The organism is Paenibacillus sp. FSL R5-0701 (assembly GCF_037973995.1).
In the GTDB taxonomy this organism is placed as follows: domain Bacteria; phylum Bacillota; class Bacilli; order Paenibacillales; family Paenibacillaceae; genus Paenibacillus.
In genome coordinates, this window is the sequence record NZ_CP150230.1 from 3,287,911 (window position 1) to 3,306,837 (window position 18,927).

The 18,927-nt window shown below is 47.6% G+C and carries 15 protein-coding genes; 11 read left to right on the top strand and 4 right to left on the bottom strand.

The features are described from left to right. Position 1: 1 nt before the first annotated feature. The 8 genes from MKZ13_RS14595 (at position 2) to MKZ13_RS14630 (ending at position 14,080) form a co-directional block, all read left to right on the top strand. On the top strand, positions 2 to 871 hold the full coding sequence (locus MKZ13_RS14595) for a carbohydrate ABC transporter permease (protein WP_339185398.1): 870 nt from the start codon (positions 2 to 4) through the stop codon (positions 869 to 871). Between the two features lie 23 nt (positions 872 to 894). Beyond that, positions 895 to 2,433: an extracellular solute-binding protein gene (locus MKZ13_RS14600; protein ID WP_339184954.1), complete on the top strand. Its 1,539-nt coding sequence runs from the start codon at positions 895 to 897 to the stop codon at positions 2,431 to 2,433. Continuing rightward, the gene (locus MKZ13_RS14605) at positions 2,430 to 3,758 is read left to right on the top strand and encodes a Gfo/Idh/MocA family oxidoreductase (RefSeq protein ID WP_339184956.1); all 1,329 of its coding nucleotides are present in this window, start codon (positions 2,430 to 2,432) and stop codon (positions 3,756 to 3,758) included. Before MKZ13_RS14600 ends, MKZ13_RS14605 begins: the two co-directional genes overlap by 4 nt. A 1-nt stretch (position 3,759) precedes the next feature. Continuing rightward, entirely contained in the window at positions 3,760 to 5,991 is a 2,232-nt protein-coding gene (locus MKZ13_RS14610; RefSeq protein WP_339184958.1) for a glycoside hydrolase family 88 protein, read from the top strand. Between the two features lie 87 nt (positions 5,992 to 6,078). Beyond that, the gene (locus MKZ13_RS14615) at positions 6,079 to 8,244 is read left to right on the top strand and encodes an AraC family transcriptional regulator (protein ID WP_339184960.1); all 2,166 of its coding nucleotides are present in this window, start codon (positions 6,079 to 6,081) and stop codon (positions 8,242 to 8,244) included. A gap of 31 nt (positions 8,245 to 8,275) precedes the next feature. After that, on the top strand, positions 8,276 to 10,333 hold the full coding sequence (locus MKZ13_RS14620; RefSeq protein WP_339185399.1) for a glycoside hydrolase family 65: 2,058 nt from the start codon (positions 8,276 to 8,278) through the stop codon (positions 10,331 to 10,333). Between the two features lie 67 nt (positions 10,334 to 10,400). Continuing rightward, on the top strand, positions 10,401 to 11,546 hold the full coding sequence (locus MKZ13_RS14625; protein ID WP_221819404.1) for a glycoside hydrolase family 88 protein: 1,146 nt from the start codon (positions 10,401 to 10,403) through the stop codon (positions 11,544 to 11,546). After that, positions 11,543 to 14,080, top strand: coding sequence for a glycoside hydrolase N-terminal domain-containing protein (locus MKZ13_RS14630; protein ID WP_339184963.1), 2,538 nt, complete (start codon positions 11,543 to 11,545; stop codon positions 14,078 to 14,080). The genes MKZ13_RS14625 and MKZ13_RS14630 overlap by 4 nt, the downstream gene beginning before the upstream one ends. 121 nt (positions 14,081 to 14,201) lie before the next feature. Here the strand turns inward: MKZ13_RS14630 and MKZ13_RS14635 are convergent, their stop codons facing one another. Then, the gene (locus tag MKZ13_RS14635; RefSeq protein WP_339184965.1) at positions 14,202 to 14,987 is read right to left on the bottom strand and encodes a DUF817 domain-containing protein; all 786 of its coding nucleotides are present in this window, start codon (positions 14,985 to 14,987) and stop codon (positions 14,202 to 14,204) included. A gap of 267 nt (positions 14,988 to 15,254) precedes the next feature. Between MKZ13_RS14635 and MKZ13_RS14640 the strand changes: the two genes are divergently transcribed. Then, positions 15,255 to 15,599 carry a YojF family protein gene (locus MKZ13_RS14640; protein WP_017688572.1) on the top strand — a complete coding sequence of 115 codons (345 nt, stop codon included), beginning with the start codon at positions 15,255 to 15,257 and terminating at the stop codon, positions 15,597 to 15,599. Positions 15,600 to 15,622: 23 nt separating this feature from the next. Next, the gene (gene bshB2, locus MKZ13_RS14645) at positions 15,623 to 16,303 is read left to right on the top strand and encodes a bacillithiol biosynthesis deacetylase BshB2 (protein ID WP_339184968.1); all 681 of its coding nucleotides are present in this window, start codon (positions 15,623 to 15,625) and stop codon (positions 16,301 to 16,303) included. Between the two features lie 122 nt (positions 16,304 to 16,425). Here the strand turns inward: bshB2 and MKZ13_RS14650 are convergent, their stop codons facing one another. The 3 genes from MKZ13_RS14650 to MKZ13_RS14660 are packed head-to-tail and all read right to left on the bottom strand — an operon-like array spanning position 16,426 to position 18,107. Beyond that, positions 16,426 to 16,572, bottom strand: coding sequence for a hypothetical protein (locus MKZ13_RS14650; protein ID WP_339184970.1), 147 nt, complete (start codon positions 16,570 to 16,572; stop codon positions 16,426 to 16,428). A 4-nt stretch (positions 16,573 to 16,576) separates the two neighbouring features. Continuing rightward, entirely contained in the window at positions 16,577 to 17,224 is a 648-nt protein-coding gene (locus tag MKZ13_RS14655; RefSeq protein WP_339184972.1) for a hypothetical protein, read from the bottom strand. Position 17,225: 1 nt separating this feature from the next. Continuing rightward, positions 17,226 to 18,107 carry an ABC transporter ATP-binding protein gene (locus tag MKZ13_RS14660; RefSeq protein ID WP_339184974.1) on the bottom strand — a complete coding sequence of 294 codons (882 nt, stop codon included), beginning with the start codon at positions 18,105 to 18,107 and terminating at the stop codon, positions 17,226 to 17,228. A gap of 139 nt (positions 18,108 to 18,246) precedes the next feature. Here MKZ13_RS14660 and MKZ13_RS14665 point away from each other — a divergent pair, with 139 nt between their 5' ends. Continuing rightward, positions 18,247 to 18,846, top strand: a complete 600-nt coding sequence (locus MKZ13_RS14665; protein ID WP_221819399.1) for a TetR/AcrR family transcriptional regulator — start codon at positions 18,247 to 18,249, stop codon at positions 18,844 to 18,846. The last annotated feature ends 81 nt before the right edge of the window (positions 18,847 to 18,927 follow it).

The following is an 18,927-nucleotide window of genomic DNA, read 5'->3' on the forward strand; positions in this document are numbered from 1 at the left end:
GATCAAGCAGACGATTGGAGAAAAGCTGTTCCAAACCGCCAACTACATTTTCCTGACACTTGCGGCCTTTACGATGCTCCTTCCATTGCTGCATCTGCTTGCGGTTTCCCTGAGTTCGCCGGTTGCGGCAGACTCCAAAGAAGTATTTCTGTGGCCCGTTTGCTTTACTTTCGCGTCATGGAAACACATTCTACAAAGCTCGGGCTTATGGCAATCGTTTGGTGTAACCGTATTTATTACGGTAGTGGGTACTGCGCTTAGTATGTTATTTTCAGTGTTGACCGCTTTTCCGTTATCGCGCAGAGAATTCATGATCCGCAAACAAGTGATGCTGGGCATCGTAATTACGATGATTTTCAATGCACCGATGATTCCGTTCTTTCTGACGGTGAGGGAGCTGGGCATGATGAATTCCATCTGGTCCCTGATTATTCCTGGTGTAATTGGCACATTTAATATGGTCATTCTGCGTACATTTTTCATGAGCTTGCCCAAAGAACTTGATGACACGGCCCGAATCGACGGTTGCCATGACTTCCGAATTCTGTTTCAGATTTATTTGCCGCTATCCAAGCCGGTTCTGGCTACGGTCAGTCTGTTCTATGCGGTGGGATACTGGAACACGTTCCAGCGGGCGGTACTGTTTCTACGTGATCCAGGGCTCTGGCCTTTGCAGATGAAGCTGCGAGCGTATTTAACCAGCCCGGAGGAACTGGCCCAGGTAAATATGTTTCTTGGGGATTACAACTTCAATACAACCACGTTAAAGGCAGCGACGATACTTTTTGCAAGCGTTCCCATTATTTTGGTGTATCCTTATCTACAGAAGTATTTTGTGAAAGGTTCATTGCTCGGATCACTGAAAGAATAAACCATGTTCAGGGGGATGATTCCATGAGAAAACAACTGAGTCGCAAGATGATGCCGCTAATGCTCAGTCTAGCCATGCTGTTGGTCGCTGGTTGTGGCTCTGCTACTACAAGTTCCGGAAATGACGTTGGTAACGGCGAAGGCAGTGGTGGAGCTGTAAAAGTCAAAGTATTCAAAAGCCATATGGGCGTTGGCAGCTTGCCAACTGCGGATAATCCGCATGTGAAATACATTGCTGAACAGACGGGGGTCCAGTATGAGCTCATTACAACGCCTCCCGGTTCGGAGCCATCCGAATACTTGAACCTGATGATTGCCTCCGATGAACTGCCAGATATCCTGCGTCCGATTGGAGGCATTGAGCAGACACTGATTCAGCAGGGAGGCGCGTTACCACTGGATGAACTCCTGCCTGAATATGCACCCCATGTGTGGGAGAGTATTCCTCAGGAAGCTTGGGATATCGTTCGCTCTGCTTCCCCTGATGGCAAAATCTATTATGTACCCAAGGTATTCCTTGTGCCTGAACGTGCACCGTTAATTCGTCAGGATTGGGTGGATAAGGTGGGCATGGAGATGCCAAAGACCACTGATGATTATGTCGAGCTGCTCACAGCTTTCCGTGACAAGGACCCGAATGGCAACGGCAAACCGGATGAACTGCCAACAAGCGGCAGGGAATTCGGCAGATGGATGGACCATTTGTTTGCGATGTACGGGGTAGCGATGTGGGAAGGTTATCCCGAATGGGATGAATACGATGGAAAGATCCAGTACGCAGGAACTACCGACAATATGCGGGAAGCAATCAAGTTCATTCGCATGTTATATGTGGAAAAACTGCTGGACAATGAAACCTTCCTGAACAAAGGGGAAGTGTGGCAGGCCAAAATCAATAATAACCTCGTAGGCAGCTGGTACCATTTGCCTGCAAATGTGCGAGATCGGTACAATGCGATGCTGACCCAGGCACCAGATGCCTACATTGCAGCGATGCCGTTACCCAAAGCCGCAGGGTTTGAAGCTTTTGTCACCCAGAAGAGCATGGGTGAACCGGAATGGATGATCCCAGCCACCAAACAGGATAATGCGCCAAATGCGCTGAAGCTGCTGGACTTCTTCTATAATCCTGAAAATGATGAGTTCGGTCGCTTTGGTCTTGAAGGTGAGCAGCATGAAGTCAAGGATGGACGCAAAGTCATTCTCCCACCTGCTGACAACAAACCGCTTGCCTTGGGTATGAAGAATCTCACTACAGCAGAAGACATGAATAAGCGAATTGAAGAGACATATCCGGAAGATCAGCAGCAAATGGTCAAAGACATGTTCGAAGTCAGTACTGCCGATGCACGGCAAATTGCGGGTGACGGTCTGCCAGCCTCTGTGTATGAAGGTTTTCCTGATATCCAGTCTCACAAGTTGTTTCAAGAGGTATTGACCAAGATTGTCATCGGCGAGCTGCCAATCGAGGCTTATGATGAATATGTGAAGAAATGGAATGCTTCCGGGGGCGAAGTGGTCACCCAGCGTGTACAGGAATGGTATGAGAAGGTGAGAAAATGAAAAAGAGATATGCCCTATGTGGGGTCAGCGGCAGAGCATTGGGACAATTTGCAAAACCAATTCATGAGCTGTTCTCTCATAATTCAGAGGTTGTCGCCCTGCTGGATAGAGATCCTGCACGGTTTGAAGTCTATCGTACCCGTTTTCCTGAGCACACAGAAGTATCGGTATATGGCGCTTCGGATTTCGGGGTCATGGTCGATGAGACTCGGCCTGACTGTATCATCGTGGCTGGCAGGGACGATACTCATGCCCACTATATTGTTGCCGCGTTGGAGCGGGATCTCGATGTTATCACCGAAAAGCCGATGACGACTACAGGCGCTGATGCCAGATGCATTCTTGAAGCAGAAGCAAGGAGTAAGGGCAGCGTCATCGTAACGTTCAATTATCGGTACATGCCGATCCACATGCGCATCAAGGAATTGATTCAGGAGGGGAAACTCGGTCGCGTCACTTCCATCGATCTTAACTGGTATATCGATACCCATCACGGCTCCAGTTATTTTAAACGGTGGAACCGTGAACGGGCATTCTCGGGCGGTCTGTCGGTCCATAAAAGTACTCACCATTTTGATCTGGTCCAGTGGTGGATCAATCAAAAGCCAGTTGAAGTTTTTGCCTATGGAGCACTGAACTATTACGGGGCTGAAGGCGAATGGAATCCGGCACAGGAGGACGGAAGACATTGCCGTACATGCCATGTCTCAGAAGATTGCGCCTATTATTCCCGCTGGACGTCCCGGAGTCGTCAGATTCGGGTACCGGATGACCATCTGAACCAACTCGGTACAGCAAGCCAGCAGGAGTTTCCCTACACTTCATACCGTCCCGACCAGTGTATCTTCGATTCCACCATTGAGATTGAAGACACGTATGCCGCAACCGTGAAATATAGCGGCGGCGCGCTGATGAGTTATTCGGTCAATTTCTCACTTCCATACGAAGGGTACCGTTTGGCGGTAAATGGCACGAAGGGCAGGCTAGAAACATTGGAGTATCACATGCCGGCCCGGACGCCTTTTCCCACACCCGTCCAGACGATCGATTACTTTCCGCTCTTTGGTTCAAAAGAAACGATCCATGTTGTTCATCGTGAAGGCGGACATGGAGGAGGAGATCCACTGCTGCTGGAGGATATTTTCCTCGGCGAAGATAAGAGACGCCCTTACCGAATTCTGTCTGGCGCTGAAGACGGCGCTTATTCCGTTGCCGCTGGAGAAGCAGTGTGGCGATCTGTGGAAGAGCATCGGCCTATTTCCATAGACGAAGTGCTGGGTGGTTGGAACAGCAGAGTGCCCACGCACAAAGGGAGGGAGAAGTGACATGAGCAGACCTGTGTATTTTGAACCGGAGGAGAGCATGGCTTATCACAGTGGTGAAGACGTTATGCACGCCCTGATGAGCATTGCGGGAAGATATATTGGAGCCAATCCTCCGCATCCCCCGGTCTACAGAGTGAGTAGGCCAGGACTTGTGCGCAAGTCCAATGATCACCGCTATGATTTTCCATTGGAGGATCTATTCCCCGACATGCAGAGAGGACAACAGGTCTATGCATGGGCCAAACTGTGGAGTGACAGTGATCAGGAATTTATTTTTCATATCACCTGCTTCGGACCTGTTAGGCTATATCATAATGGTGTGCTGATCTACGGTTCTGCACCTGAAGAGGAATATCCAGCTATACCTGTTCTGAAACTGAAATGTGGAATGGTCAGAGGCTGGAATCATTTCGTTCTTGAATTCAAATTAGGGGAAAAGGGGGTAGGTGGCCAGTTTGGCACTGGCTCCCGGAAGAACAAACCACTCCACTTCATTGTGCCTTCGCTCGAACGAGATGGGGAAGAAGGCTGGCTCTACAGCGAGCCGTTGGATTTTCCGTTGTCGGAAATTCCTTCTGGCCCCATGCGAGAGAAGGCCACTGGCGTTAACTGGTTGCCACGGGAGGAAGCCCCCGAGAAGGCATCGCCTTATGGACAGTTGGCACGGATGTATGGACTGACCCGTGGCATGTCTGCGTATGCATGGACGAAGATAAGTGGTACGAAATGTGGCAAGGAGACTGTGCTAATCTCTGGTGAGGCTTACAGCCCGATTGAATTCTCGGTGGAGGGTAAGGTGGTATTCCACCAAGAGCAGGCCGGACGCTTTTGCTTGGAACTGCCATTGTCTGCTGCCGCGCAAGATCTGACAGCGAACTGTGTATGTGGAGACCGGGATTGGGGATTCCGTATGGATGCAACTACAGATGAGATGTTGACACCCGCACTGGATGTGAAAGGGCACAGAGGCAAGTGGCTGTACCTGGGTTCTTTTCAAGCGGAACAGGAGATTGATCTGGCTTCCTGCCAGAAGATGAAGCGGACTGCTCGTAGCGGAACAGGTGAAGACGTATACTGGCGAACAGAGTTGCCAGACGGAGAGGTACGTCCATTTCTGGAAAATGAATGGTTCGGCCGATGGAACTATCCCCTAGGCGTCACATTATACGGATTGCTTCAGCTCGGCAAAGCAGGTCAGCGATCGGATATTCGAGATTACGTGCTGAATCACATTGAATTTGCCTCTTCACGTTTCAGCTACTCCTTATGGGACAGAGAGCGTTATGGTGCAGCTGGGCTGAATAATCAGCTCTCCCATATCGACAGCCTGGACGACTGTGGATCTTTCGGCGCCACCATGCTGCTTGCCGATCGGGAACGCAAGTTGGACGGCGTTTCAGAGACGGCAGCTCATATCGCTGACTATATTTTGCATCAACAGTCCCGTCTGGAAGATGGCACTTTATACCGCAAGATTGGTGTCTCCAGATCAATGGATAACACGATGTGGTGTGATGATCTGTATATGAGCATCCCGTTCCTGTGTAGATACGCCGAATGGTCGGGTGACGATAAGCTGCTGGATGAAGCGGCAAGACAGGTTCTTTTGTATAAAAAGTATCTGTATATTCCAGAGCGTCAAATCATGTCCCATGTATTCGATGTGGAGCGAGGTGAGCCAACACGGACCCCGTGGGGTCGGGGCAACGGCTGGGTGTTGTTCTCTATATCGGAGCTGCTGACGGCCCTTCCTCAAGAGCATCCATCCTATACAGTTCTCATTCAGTTCTACAGGGAATTGTGTGAAGGGTACTTGGCATTGCAGGGCAGAAACGGACTGTGGCATCAGGTATTAACGGACCCGGAGTCGTATGAGGAAACATCCTGTACCTCCATGTTCATCTATGCGTATGCCCGAGGGGTGCGAAAGGGCTGGCTTTTGGATCCGAAACCCTATGCACAAGCGGCGTATCAAGGGTGGAAGGGGATTTCGGAGCGCACAATTGATAAAAGAGGCAATGTATACGGTGTATGTCGTGGCTCCAGCTACTCCTTCACGAATCACTATTACAAGCATGAACTGGGTTGGAATCTGAATGATACCCATGGGATCGGCATTGTACTTCTTGCTGGGCTTGAAACTATTTCCATGCAAGAATGGCAGATAAACACGCCGGTTTTCGCTATGGAAAGGGTTGGAACACCGGAGAAATTGGAGAAATCATCTTTTTAGAGGGAGAAAATAGGCTGTTGGACCGGGTCGTATTGGGCATATGGGAACGGTATAATATCGGTATATTGCATATGAGGTGGGATAATTGTGACCCTTTCCTTCTTAAAGTGGCTAAAATTCAATTTCACCAATACCCAGACCCGGCTGCTGCTGATTCTGACTGTTGTTGTCTTCATGATTATTATTGCGGTGAAAATTGCACTGAACAGTAATGTATACCGATTTCTCACCAATGAAGTACAGGGATCATACCGCAATATTACGGAACTGGTACAATTTCTGGAAACCTTAATCAGTAGTACGTCCTTTATTAAGAGCGCTTACATCTTTGACATGAATCGGGAGAGCATTGTTGCCTTCCCACAAGGCTACAGCTCCAGCAAGGTTAATTTCCCGGATTCGGATTGGGTTAGCGTTGCCGATGAACTTGAAGAGCGTCCCATGCTGGTCAAACAACGTGAGATTTCCACATCTTCTGGTGCGTCCATGCCGCAAATTACACTTTACCGAAAAATAATGATCGCTGGCGAGTTGAAAGGGATTATCGCAGTTAATTTCAAGACAGAGAAGATGTTCGAGCACATGCTGCTCTCATCCGTCTCCGACCTTGACAGCCATCGGTTCATCCTCGACACCAACAACCAGCCTTTATATGATCTCGGCAATTATGCCGTCGGAGAGGAAGCGGTCAGTCATGTACTCACCCAATTGGATGGTGAAAAGCTTGGTGAGTTTAAACATGAAGGTAAGCTTTTACTGGCTTCACAGACCATTTCACCGTACACCGGATGGCGTTATCTGTCCGTGATATCACAAGACAGTCTCCTGGCTAATGCACAGAAGATCCGCAATATTGTTTTTATCGTATCTTTGTTGGCTCTTGTAGCAGGAGCGGTTACGATCACAGTTTACAATGCAGCTGCTTTTAGACCGGTAAGACGCATGAGACAACTGCTCAGCGGATACGACCAGGAGAGAATCCATCTGGAGCAGATTGATCTGGAGAAAATAACGGGTCAACTGCTAATGGATCATGCTCAGCAGGCCATCAATCTCAGGCAGACCCTTCCGGAAGCTTCATCCAAATTTCTGACGGATATCTATAACGGACATATGACAGGAAGTCGGGAAATTAGCGAGAAATGGTGCCGTTATTTCAAGGATTGGAGCGATGAGCCACTCTCTATTGCCATGTTGTCGATTGACAATTATAAGGCCTGGTGTGAGCGCTTTAGGAAGTCAGATCACTCCCTGCTGAAATTTGCCATTGGTAATATCATAGCTGAACTGTTGTCTGGACAATGGCGAGTGTTATCAGCCGATCTGGGCAGAGACCGGATGCTCGTGATGCTGCAACCGCTTCATTCTGGCGGTAGCAAGAGCATAACGACAGCAATAAGAGAGACCATTGGCATGATTCCTCGTTTACTCAAGTTTCAGGTGTCGAGCGGCGTAAGCGGGGGGCACGACGGATTCATGCGACTTCAGCGAGCCATGCATGAGGCGGAGAGTGCGCTGGATTACAGATTCTACCAGGGGTATGAACGAGTTATTTCATTTGACGAGATCTCGGGTCTGCAACCGACCGAGAACACATTGGAAGAACATGAATTCATGACTCAACTGACGGAGACCGTCGAAGCAGGCAGGGGTGAAGAAGCCCTGAGAACTTTTGACAAGATAGTCGGTCGAATGACCCACGAGCAATGGCATCCTTCATCAGCGCTGGCCTTTCTTGAAGCTGTTGCAGCTACACTTGAACGAATTCGCCTGAAGCGCGAGACAGAAGGTTTCGGACTCGAAATGGTGGATATGCAGACCATGCATCTGGAGGCTGTCTGTGAAGTGCTGCGAAGCCAGATCGAAGGTTTGGCAGAATGGTTCGGTAGTCTTATGCTCAGCAAGGATTTCATACTGTGTCAACAGATGATTGCATTTATGAACAACCACCTGGAAGACCCGGTAAGCATTCAGGAGATTGCCGAGCATGCCGGGATCGGAAGCAGTTTGGCAAGCCAGTTGTTCAAGCAGGAAATAGGTGATACCATCCACGGATATTTCACTAAGCTTCGGATGGAACGTGCCTGTGAACTATTGCTGGATACGGATTATAGAATTTCCGAGATCGCAACGATGGTGGGTTATCAGCATGAGAACAGCTTTATTCGTGTGTATCGAAAATACAAAGACATTACACCGGGCAAGTACAGGGAGATAATGCGAAGCCGCAGGGGTGTACTACGGGAATCTTGACCCATAGAATGACAAGGAGGCAGAGCCATTGATGGATCGACAATCGGTCGTCACCAGGAATCATCCGGTATTAACGCAGATTGAGCCGAGATCGCCTTTATCTGTAGGTAATGGAGAATTTGCATTCAGTGCTGATTTTACGGGACTACAGACATATCCAGATCTGTATGAAATACCTCTTGGTACCCAATCCAACTGGGGTTGGCATTATACGGGCGGTCATCATGTATTCGGAGATGAGGATATTGTCTATCAGGCATTTGAGACATATGGCCGCAAAGTGCCATACCCCATGAAGCCCGAAGACAAGGAAGAAGCCTATCACTGGCTTAGGCAGAACCCGCATCGACTTCAGCTTGGACGCATTTCATTTCGTTTGCTAGGAGAAGATGGTCAGGAGACGGATGTCACCCATGTCGTCCCGGTACGTCAGGAATTGAATCTATGGACCGGAATTCTGCACAGTGAATTTACCGTGCAGGGGGAAGAAGTGCGTGTAGAGACAGCCTGTGACCCACGGCTCGATTGTATCGCCATTCGTGTACAATCCGAATTAATCCGTGAGCAGCGTCTGCAACTGTTTGTTGTATTTCCATCGCCCGATATGACACACCGGAGCTGGTCAAAATCAGTATTCCCCGACTGGAAGCAACATGACAGACATTCTACTGTGCTGACATCGGTCACTTCAACTTCCGCATCATTGAAACGTGTGCTGGATGAAGATGAGTATGCATTAGAATGGATCTGGGACGCAGGCCAACTGGAACAGACGGGAACTCATGAATTCACACTATCTCCCAAGGCCGTACCAGACTCGGACATTTGGTCGTGCAGTGTATCTTTTGCTGCACATAAGCCGGAAACCGTGCTAGCAAATACAGTGTTGCGATCAAGCTCGGTCCACTGGAATCATTTCTGGAATGATGGCGGAGTGATAGATTTTGAAGGCAGTTCAGATCCGCGTGCCGCTGAACTGGAGCGTAGAGTGGTCCTATCCCAGTTTCTGAGTGCGGTGCACAGTGGTGGGTCCATGCCACCACAAGAGACCGGATATATGTATAACAGCTGGTTCGGCAAAATGCATCTGGAGATGCATTGGTGGCATGCAGCGCATTTTCCGCTCTGGAATCGGACCGATCTGTTGTGCAAGAGTATGGACTGGTACCTGACCATCCTGCCAGAAGCACACGAACTGGCACGCTCTCAAGGTTATGTCGGTGCGCGATGGCCCAAAATGGTGGGTTATAACGGGCATCAGACTCCGTCGCCGGTAGCTCCAGGATTGATCTGGCAGCAACCACATCCCATGGCACTAGCTGAGATGTGTTATCTGTCCCGGCCTGACCCTGCCATGTTAACAAGGTATAAGGATATCGTATTTGAAGCGGCTGAATTTATGGTGTCCTATGCCCATTGGGATGGGAAAAGGCAAGCGTATGTGCTAGGTCCGCCGCTTATCCCTGCGCAGGAGAATCACGCGATGAACGATAGTTTGAATCCGCCCTATGAACTGGAGTACTGGAAATTCGGTTTGGAGATAGCCATCCTGTGGGCAGAGCGTTTGAATCATCCAGCCAATCCAGACTGGCGAAGAGTGGCTTCGCACATGGCTAAACCTCGACATGAGAACGGAGTTTATCTCGCACACGAGAATTGTCCGGACACTTACACCGTTAAAAACCATGATCATCCCTCGATGGTTGGAGCACTTGGACTATTGCCAGGTTCATTAATCGATCCGGAGATCATGAGAAATACGTTGCTCAAGGTCAAAGAATGCTGGGACTGGGAATCCGCCTGGGGTTGGGATTTTCCGATGTGCGCGATGACCGCAGCCAGATTGAATGAACCAGAGCTTGCAGTGGATTTCCTGATGATGGATGCCACGAAGAACACGTATATGCCTAATGGACACAACTATCAGAGAGCAGGGTTGTGGGCATATCTTCCCGGGAACGGTGGTCTCCTAACCGCTGTCGCCATGATGGCCGCCGGCTGGACAGGGGCAGGAGAACAAGCGAATCCGGGATTTCCACGGGATGGAAGCTGGACTGTGAAGTGGGAAGGCCTTCATCCATTGATGTAATCATCAGAACGTTAAACCCCGAATGAACGGTACAGATGGCATAATCCATCAGAAGGAGGATTTTGATATGGTTGGAACTTCGACAAAGGCAGTGACACAGGAACGCAGAATGTCTGTCAAAATAGCAGATACCTTGCTTTCCGAATGCCAGAATGGCAATCATCCCAAGATTGCAGGCAAATGGGGCTACGTTGGCGGGATGACGCTGATGGCATTGGAACGCGCCGCCGAATGGAATCAAGAATCTCGCTATGCGGAGTTTGTCCAGCGTCACATGGATGACCTCATCGAGAATGACGGTACCATTCGGACCTATCGGTTGAATGATTACAACCTGGACATGATCAATGAAGGCAAAAATCTGTTCAGCCAGTGGAAGAGCTCAGGCAATGACAAATATGCTAAGGCAATTCAACACCTGGTTGACCAGCTTAAAGGACAGCCTCGGACAAGTGAAGGTGGATTCTGGCATAAGAAAATATATCCGTTTCAGATGTGGCTGGATGGTATTTATATGTCTTCACCCTTTCTGGCGGAATATGCGAGCACCTTCGATCATCCCGAGAGCTTCGATGAAGTGGCACGACAGATTTTGTTGATCGAGCGAAAGACCCGTAATCCGCGTAATGGCCTACTCCACCATGCCTGGGATGAGAGCAGGGAACAACGCTGGTGCGCTCAAGATACTGGTCGATCCGTTCATGTGTGGGGCCGGGCCATGGGATGGTATGCAATGGCCGTTGTGGATGCACTGGAGCACTTTCCCGTGGATCACCCACAGCGCGGACAGATTATGGGCATATTTGAACGAATGGCATACGCTATTGCTCATGTTCAGGATCATGATAGTGGACTCTGGCACCAAGTGATGGATCAGAACGGAAGAGCGGGCAATTATCTGGAAGCCTCTGCTTCCTGTATGCTGACCTATGCACTCGCGAAAGGCCTCCGGTTACATTATCTGGCTGAACTGGACCGTGAAGTCGTTGATCAGGCCTATGCAGGAATATTGAAGCGGTTAGTCACTGAAGATGAAAAAGGGGTGCATCTGCACCACATCTGTCATGGTGCCGGACTCGGTGGGAAGAAGTATCGGGACGGTTCTTATGAATATTACATCAGTGAACAGGTCGTTAGCGATGTGCAGATGGGCGTAGCCCCATTCTTGCTAGCCAGTATTGAGATGGAGAGACTTGAGGCGGAAGAAGCGTGAACCAACACACTGATCAGACAGACACTACAGGCATACGGCCGGACAGGAACAAGTTGTTGATGAAATATCCCTCTTCTTGGTGGCAAGGGATGTGGCGAGAAGCGCTACCTTCTGGAAACGGTAAACTTGGTGCTTCAGTGCAAGGCGGAATTCAGGCGGAAACTGTGCTCTTGCAGCACAGTGAATTATGGCATTGGGGGCGCAAAGATGAGCTGCCCGATGTCAGTCATACCTTATCAGAAACCCGTAAGTTAATGGATGAGGAACGATATTTAGAAGCAAGCTGGCATCTGACCCGTACACTGCAAGCAGAAGGTTACGCGTCCAGGCTGTCCTCCCGATATCCACTGGCTACCATGACGGTGGGCATGACGTGTAATAACGCTTTTCGCAAATATCGGCGGGAACTGGATATGGACACAGGGGAAGTTCTGGTACGCTGGCAGGACGGAAGTCACAACTATACAAGAAGTCTGTTCGTCTCGCGTGCAGACGATTGTATTGTCTACGAGATCCAGACTCATAGAGTGAAAGATGTAGCAAGTTCGCAGGGAACAGGTTCGGCTGAGCATTCACTGCTGTCGGGGACGATAGGCCTGCAATTCCCGCAGGGCGACCGGGTAAGAGAAGAGGATGAGTTCAACGTACTGAAGTCGTCTATAACGATAAGAATCGATCGGGATGATAGTGGAGACTACCTGTGCTATGGCGGGCAAAATGACGATGGACAGGACTACGGTGCGGTGCTGCGACTGATTCAATTGAACGAAATCCCTAGTGCGAGTCATGATCAACAGAAGGAAAGCGAAACTAACGAAGATATGCTTAGCAGGCAACTTCATTTCCATACCTCTGGAAAAGTGCTTGTGCTTGTTAAAATGTTTGCTACGGGCAGACGAGCGCAGGAATGGACACGGTTGAAGCAGGAACTCACATCGCTTGAGAGCGACTACAATACGTTGCTGGATCGGCATATCTCACTGCATCAACCTTTGTTTCGGTCCGCTGAGCTAGATCTGGATGATGAAACGGATGACGGGCGCTGCAATGAAGACTTGCTTTTGGAAGCCTATGAAGGTGAAGCACCTACAGGGTTCGTGCGCAAAATGTGGGCCTATGGTCGATATCTGTTTATCAGCGGAACCTCTGAACATAGCGGATTGCCATTTGGATTATACGGCTTGTGGGGTGGAGATTATCGCTTGATCTGGGGCCACAATATGGCGAATGAGAATGTGCAAATGATGTATTGGCAGACTGACGTAGGTGGTTTATCCATTCTGAATCGTTCGTTGTTCCGCTATTACAACAGATTAATGGATGACTTTCGGGACAATGCCCGCAAGTTATATGGTTGCCGTGGGATCTACATTCCCGCTGGAACAACACCGGGTATCGGGGTGCCTAACCAGATTGTTCCAGTAATCATGAATTGGACGGGAGCAGCAGGATGGATCGCCAGACATTATTATGCACATTATCAGTTCACTGGGAATAAGCAGTTTCTGCTGGAGGAAGCCTTGCCCTTCATGAAGGAGGCTCTTCAGTTCTATGAAGATTTTCTGGTGCTGGGTGAAGACGGAAAATACAAGATATACCCGTCTGTTTCGCCAGAGAATACACCTGAGAATTTTATGCCTAAGCATGGACAGCCACTGGCGCATCCTATGCCTACAGCCATTAATGCCACCATGGACATTGCTATTATTAAAGAACTGCTACAGCATGTCATTGCAGCCAGTCGACTAACTGGAGTGCATACGACTAAGATTCCGTGCTGGGAAGCCATGCTGGAGCATATGCCCGACTATCTAATTGATACGGAGGGAGCTGTGAAAGAATGGCTGCATCCTGCGTTTGAAGATCGACGTGATCATCGTCATCTTTCACACCTGTATCCTGTTTTTCCAGGACAGGAGCTCACCCATGAAGAACAGCCAGAACTGTTCCAAGCGTTCGAGACAGCAGTTGATCAGCGAAGGCTTGGTGCTCAGAGTGGTTGGTCCCTTGCACATATGTCATCCATATATGCTCGACTTGGCAATGGTGAGCGGGCGCTGGAAAGTCTCGATATTCTTGCGCGCTCCTGTGTTCTGAGTAATGGGTATACCTTGCATAATGACTGGCGCAATATGGGAATATGTATGTCCATGCCCGCAGCTCCGATTCAGCTGGATGCCAATATGGGCTGGGTTAATGCAGTACAGGAAATGCTGCTCTATGTGTCAGAACATCGCATCAAGCTGCTGCCGGCATTGCCAGAACGGTGGGTACGAGGTTCCATTCATGACTGGTGCATACCAGGAGGTAGAATGTCCTGTACATGGAATCGGAGCACGGGCTTCTTCCGGGCAGAACTTGTCGCGGACCGGCGGATCCATACGAAACTTCATATTCCTGAATGGGTGAAAGGAAGCGAGATGCTCAGCAGAAGTGCCTGTCTATGTGAACTGGATGAGAATGGCATCTATGAGCTTGAAATTGAAGCTGGAGGGAAACTGGTGCTGAAGCAGACAACAGTATTTGATGCTTAAGACGTATACAGAATTACCATTTAGGTGAGAAATGCATTAATACAGCAAAAAAACAGCGGCATTCGAAGACTTTAGGTACGAGTCTAAGATTGCTGCTGTTTTACGGTTAGAGAATGAATAATTAACTGGACTTTGAATCACCTGCGGTTCGATTGGCCTTTACATATTTGAGCTGCGCAACGATGATAACGCTGATGATGACCAGCAGGAACCACGAACTGATCTTACTAAAACTAACCAGTTGCCAGGCATCATGCTGATCAGGGTATTTCCAGGCATTGAAGAATGTAGCGATATTCTCAGCAGTCCAAATGAAGAAACCAACAATGATAAAAGCAAGCGATAAGGGCATTCGATAGGTCGTTGCTCGTACCCGGTAAATAATCCAGGTTTTCCAGAAGACAATGAATACAAGCGCCGTCAGCCACCAGCGAAAATCGGGCATAAAATGATGAGTGAAAAAGTTAATATAGATGGCTGCTCCGAGCAGCATCGAAGGTGCAAAACCAGGCCATCCGGTCATGTCCATTCGCAGTCTTCGCCACACCTGACACATAAAACTGGCTACACTTGCATACATGAATCCACTATAAAGAGGGACACCCAGGATTTTGGTGTATGCTGGCTCAGGGTAAGACCAAGATCCCATCCATACTTTATAAATCTCCAGCACCAGGCCAATAATGTGAAATACACAGATGACCTTGATTTCATCCTTGGTTTCCAAGCCGCTTCGATACATCAGGTACTGCACAGCAAGTAATACGAGCAGAATGGCATCATACCGATGAAGGAAAGGAATAGGAATTACACTGGACAGGGCCAGTGTTCCAAAGATCGCTACGGGAAATATGCAGCTCATGGCCTGATGATAGCCAAAATGAAGTAGTTGTATTAGAGATTTCAAGTCGAGTTAAACTCCTTTCCAAACATGTTGGAGCAAGATTCATTTAGAATTCAAGGTTCTTCATCACGGTCGTTTTTACCTACACTTCATAATATAGATATGATCCATGAATAAAAAGAGAAAAAACCACGCAAATCTGTTCTTGTTTTCAAACTGGAATCATCATGAGAGGGCTCTATGAGAGGTCGACAGGGTCACTCCATGTATATTCTCTTGTGGTTATGTTAAAATGAAATTCGTACAATTACATTAGACAAGGAGGCCGCTATGCAACCGATTAAACCTCAAGACATTCAGCTCCGGATCAATAATCTTGCTGATCAGGACTTATACGTACATCTAGAACTTACGTCAGGTGCTTACGCACAACACATGGACAGTACAAAACATCCAGCATCGGCATTCATTACTAATGCGGCCATACGATATACGCAGGGGTCCATTTCAGGTACAGGTCCATACCGTGTTGGTCTGAAAACAACGCAGGGATGGCTTTACGCCGAAGGACTTACACATATTGATGAGCAGGAACAAGAAAGACTGATTCTCGCCGGTCACGACAGCCAAGGTAAACTAGTTGTGGCGTTACAATTAAGTCGAGAAATGTTCTGATGAAAGCGGAGGATTGAATAACCATGAATACTACACACAATGAGCAAGAGCATGAGCGTATCTTGGTGGTATATCCACATCCAGATGATGAAGCTTTCTCTGTATCGGGAACGTTAGCCAAATACATAGATGGCGGTGCCCATGTAACCTATGCTTGTCTAACACTTGGCGAGATGGGGCGCAATATGGGGATTCCTCCATTCGCCAACCGAGTGACGTTGCCTCCCATCCGTAAAAAGGAACTCATCGAAGCTTCTGAAGCGATTGGTATTCAGGACCTGAGAATGCTGGGTTTCCACGATAAAATGCTGGAGTTCGAAGACCCACAGTTATTGGAAGATACCATTACGTCGCTACTTAAAGAGTTGAACCCCACGCTGGTCATTACGTTCTATCCAGGGTACAGTGTTCATCCCGATCATGATGCAACGGGAGCCGCTGTTATACGTACAATCGCTAAACTTCCTGTGGATGAACGTCCGATGGTTCACTGCGTTGCGTTCGCTAATAATCAGGAACAGTACATTGGCAAACCGGATGTATTCGTTGACGTATCCGAATTTTTGGATCGGAAAATGGCGTCGATTCGTGCCCACCGTTCACAATTCCAAGCAGCAGAGCTTGTAGGAAATCGTGAGCTGAATAACGAAGAAATCAAGAAACGTTTTGGCAGAGAAACATTTTGGACCTATCCATTTGAATAAATGATTCAACGGAAGTCGCACACGTTCAAACGGGACGAAGCAGAGGTTTATCCCTGCTTCGTCCCGTTTACGTTAATCCATCATTGCTGCCCTTTGCGGGAGTAGATCAAACTATACCCGGATTATATAGGCAAATCTTTTCTATCAAAAATAATAATTCCTGCAGCATACAGAAGTGCTGCAAGTCCTGCGAACACAGCCATTCCCACATACGCGTAGCTGTCACCTGCGAACAATCGCACCGGATCGAACAAGGAATATAATGACATATTGCTAATCCAGCTTAACGTTTCTCCTGAATCGCCCAGCATTTGCAGTAGTACAAACGCTACAAGGAACACCGGCCCCGAATCCAAGGCTATACTTGCTTTCATTTGCCAAACAAGATGCGAAAAAACAGATGCCATTGATGGCGTAATACATCAGAAGGGCGTAAAGATTAAGCCAAATGAAATTGTTAATATCCATAAGCCCCGGAAACATGATAGATGATACAACAAGAGTTAGTACCGTAATCCAGCAAAAGATCGCTGTTATTGAAATCAGACTGTAAACCGCTTGGGTAACAGCAATACGTTTTCTTGAGTTGGACGTTGAAAGCAGATAGGACATACTTCCTTTATCAACATGAGCGGCCATTATTCGGTGGTTCGTAATGATGGAAACAATCATGGGGAACAAATAGAGAAGAAGACTGTAAAGTGTTCCGGAAAGAAAGGTGAGCAAAGTGGTTCCAACGTTCATTCCCATAGCATTGATGAGCTCAGGAGGAAGCATGTTCAACATTTCTTTTAGTGCATCGACACTATCAGGATCGAACATACCTATCAGCATAATGGAGTAAAAAGAATAAATGGCTACAATAAGAAACCAAATGAACCGATTGGCCCGCATGTTTGCTTTAAATAATGCCCAAGACATATTAAATTTGCTCCTTCCCATAAAAGTCCATGAAAATTTGCTCAAGCGTTTGGGGAGGGCACTCCATATCAATAACCTTACATTGGGAGAGTACCCTGAGCACTTGGTCATATCCATCCGTAATCTTAATCTCCACACGTAAGGGACCCAATTCAGTATAAAGGAGGCCATTATTTTGAAGGACCTTCATATCCTCCGCATGCGCCAGAGCGACTACAACGCTCTTCGGCAGTGTCGTTTTTAACGAGTTTATGTTTTCCACGGTTACAATTGACCCTTCTCGTATGATGCCCACACGTTCACAAGTGTGATCGACTTCATCAAAGAGATGGGAAGACATGAGTATCGTTTTGCCCCGGTTTTTTTCCTCAATAATCAATTCGACAAATCTTTTCTGCATCAGCGGATCCAACCCGCTTGTAGGTTCATCAAGGATAAGCACCGCAGGGTCGTGCATAAAAGCGGCGATCAACCCTACTTTTTGTTTCATCCCCTTGGACATTTTGCGGATCTTCTGACCCGAATCCAACTCGAATCGGTTGATTAATTGATCGCGGAGCGATTTGTCCTTACGACCTCTTAAATCATCAATAAATTCCAGAAAATGCATGCCTGTCATGTTATCGTAAAATGCGATCTCACCAGGCACATAACCCAAATTCTTCTGTATTTGTGCTGCTTCCTTTCTGCAGTCTAAGCCGTTGATACTAGACATCCCGCTGGAGGGATTCACAAATCCCATCAGATGACGTAGAGTAGTTGTTTTTCCGGCTCCATTGGGCCCAAGAAATCCAAAGACCTCTCCTTCTTCAACGTCAAAACTCACATCCCTAATTCCCTTACCGTTTGAATAGATCTTGGTTAAAGAGTGGACCTTGATCATTGACCTCAACCTCCACGGATAATTATGTAACAATATTCTTTTCAGTTACATAATATTACTAGCTTGAATAGATGTCAATAAAAATATAACATAGAGATATCTTGTTACATAATTCGCGGAGGATAGGACGGTAGATTCCATGAATGGCTTCGAAAAACGCAGAGAACAGAAAAAAAAGCAAATTCTGCAATCACTAATCGATATGATCATGACTCGAAATTTTAAAGAAATCGGTGTAAGGGAGATCGCGCAACATGCTGGTGTTTCTCCTGCATCCATATATAACTTTTTTGGAAGCAAAGAAGAATTGGCCAAGGAGATTTTTTACCATCAAATAGAGGAGTCGGGAAAGGAATTCAGTCTTGTAATGAACTCCGATATTCCTTTTGAAGATAAGATGAGTAAAATGTATGAGGTATCCGTAAACAATCAAGAGACGTTGAATAGTGAGGGCATTAAGAATTTTATGTTCGAAGATCCAGCATTCAAAGAGCATGTTGAGGATTATGCCAGAAATGTTGTCATCCCTGAGCTTATGAAGCTGATCGAACAAGGCAAAGCCGAGGGAAAAATAAAAGGAGGCGTATCGGCAGAAGCCATCATGATTTTTATGAATGGAATTATGACCATGTTGAGCGAACCGTCTTTTGCAGAAAAACTTAACGTAAATGTGCGAAAAGACTTGGGCAAGCTGTTTCTTTACGGAATTCTGGGTAAGAGGGAAGAAGAAGACTATTGATCACAATACACCTTCGTTTAGGAAGTCGCCTATATGGCGGCTTTTTTTTAATTTACATCACAATATCGACACAAAAATGTA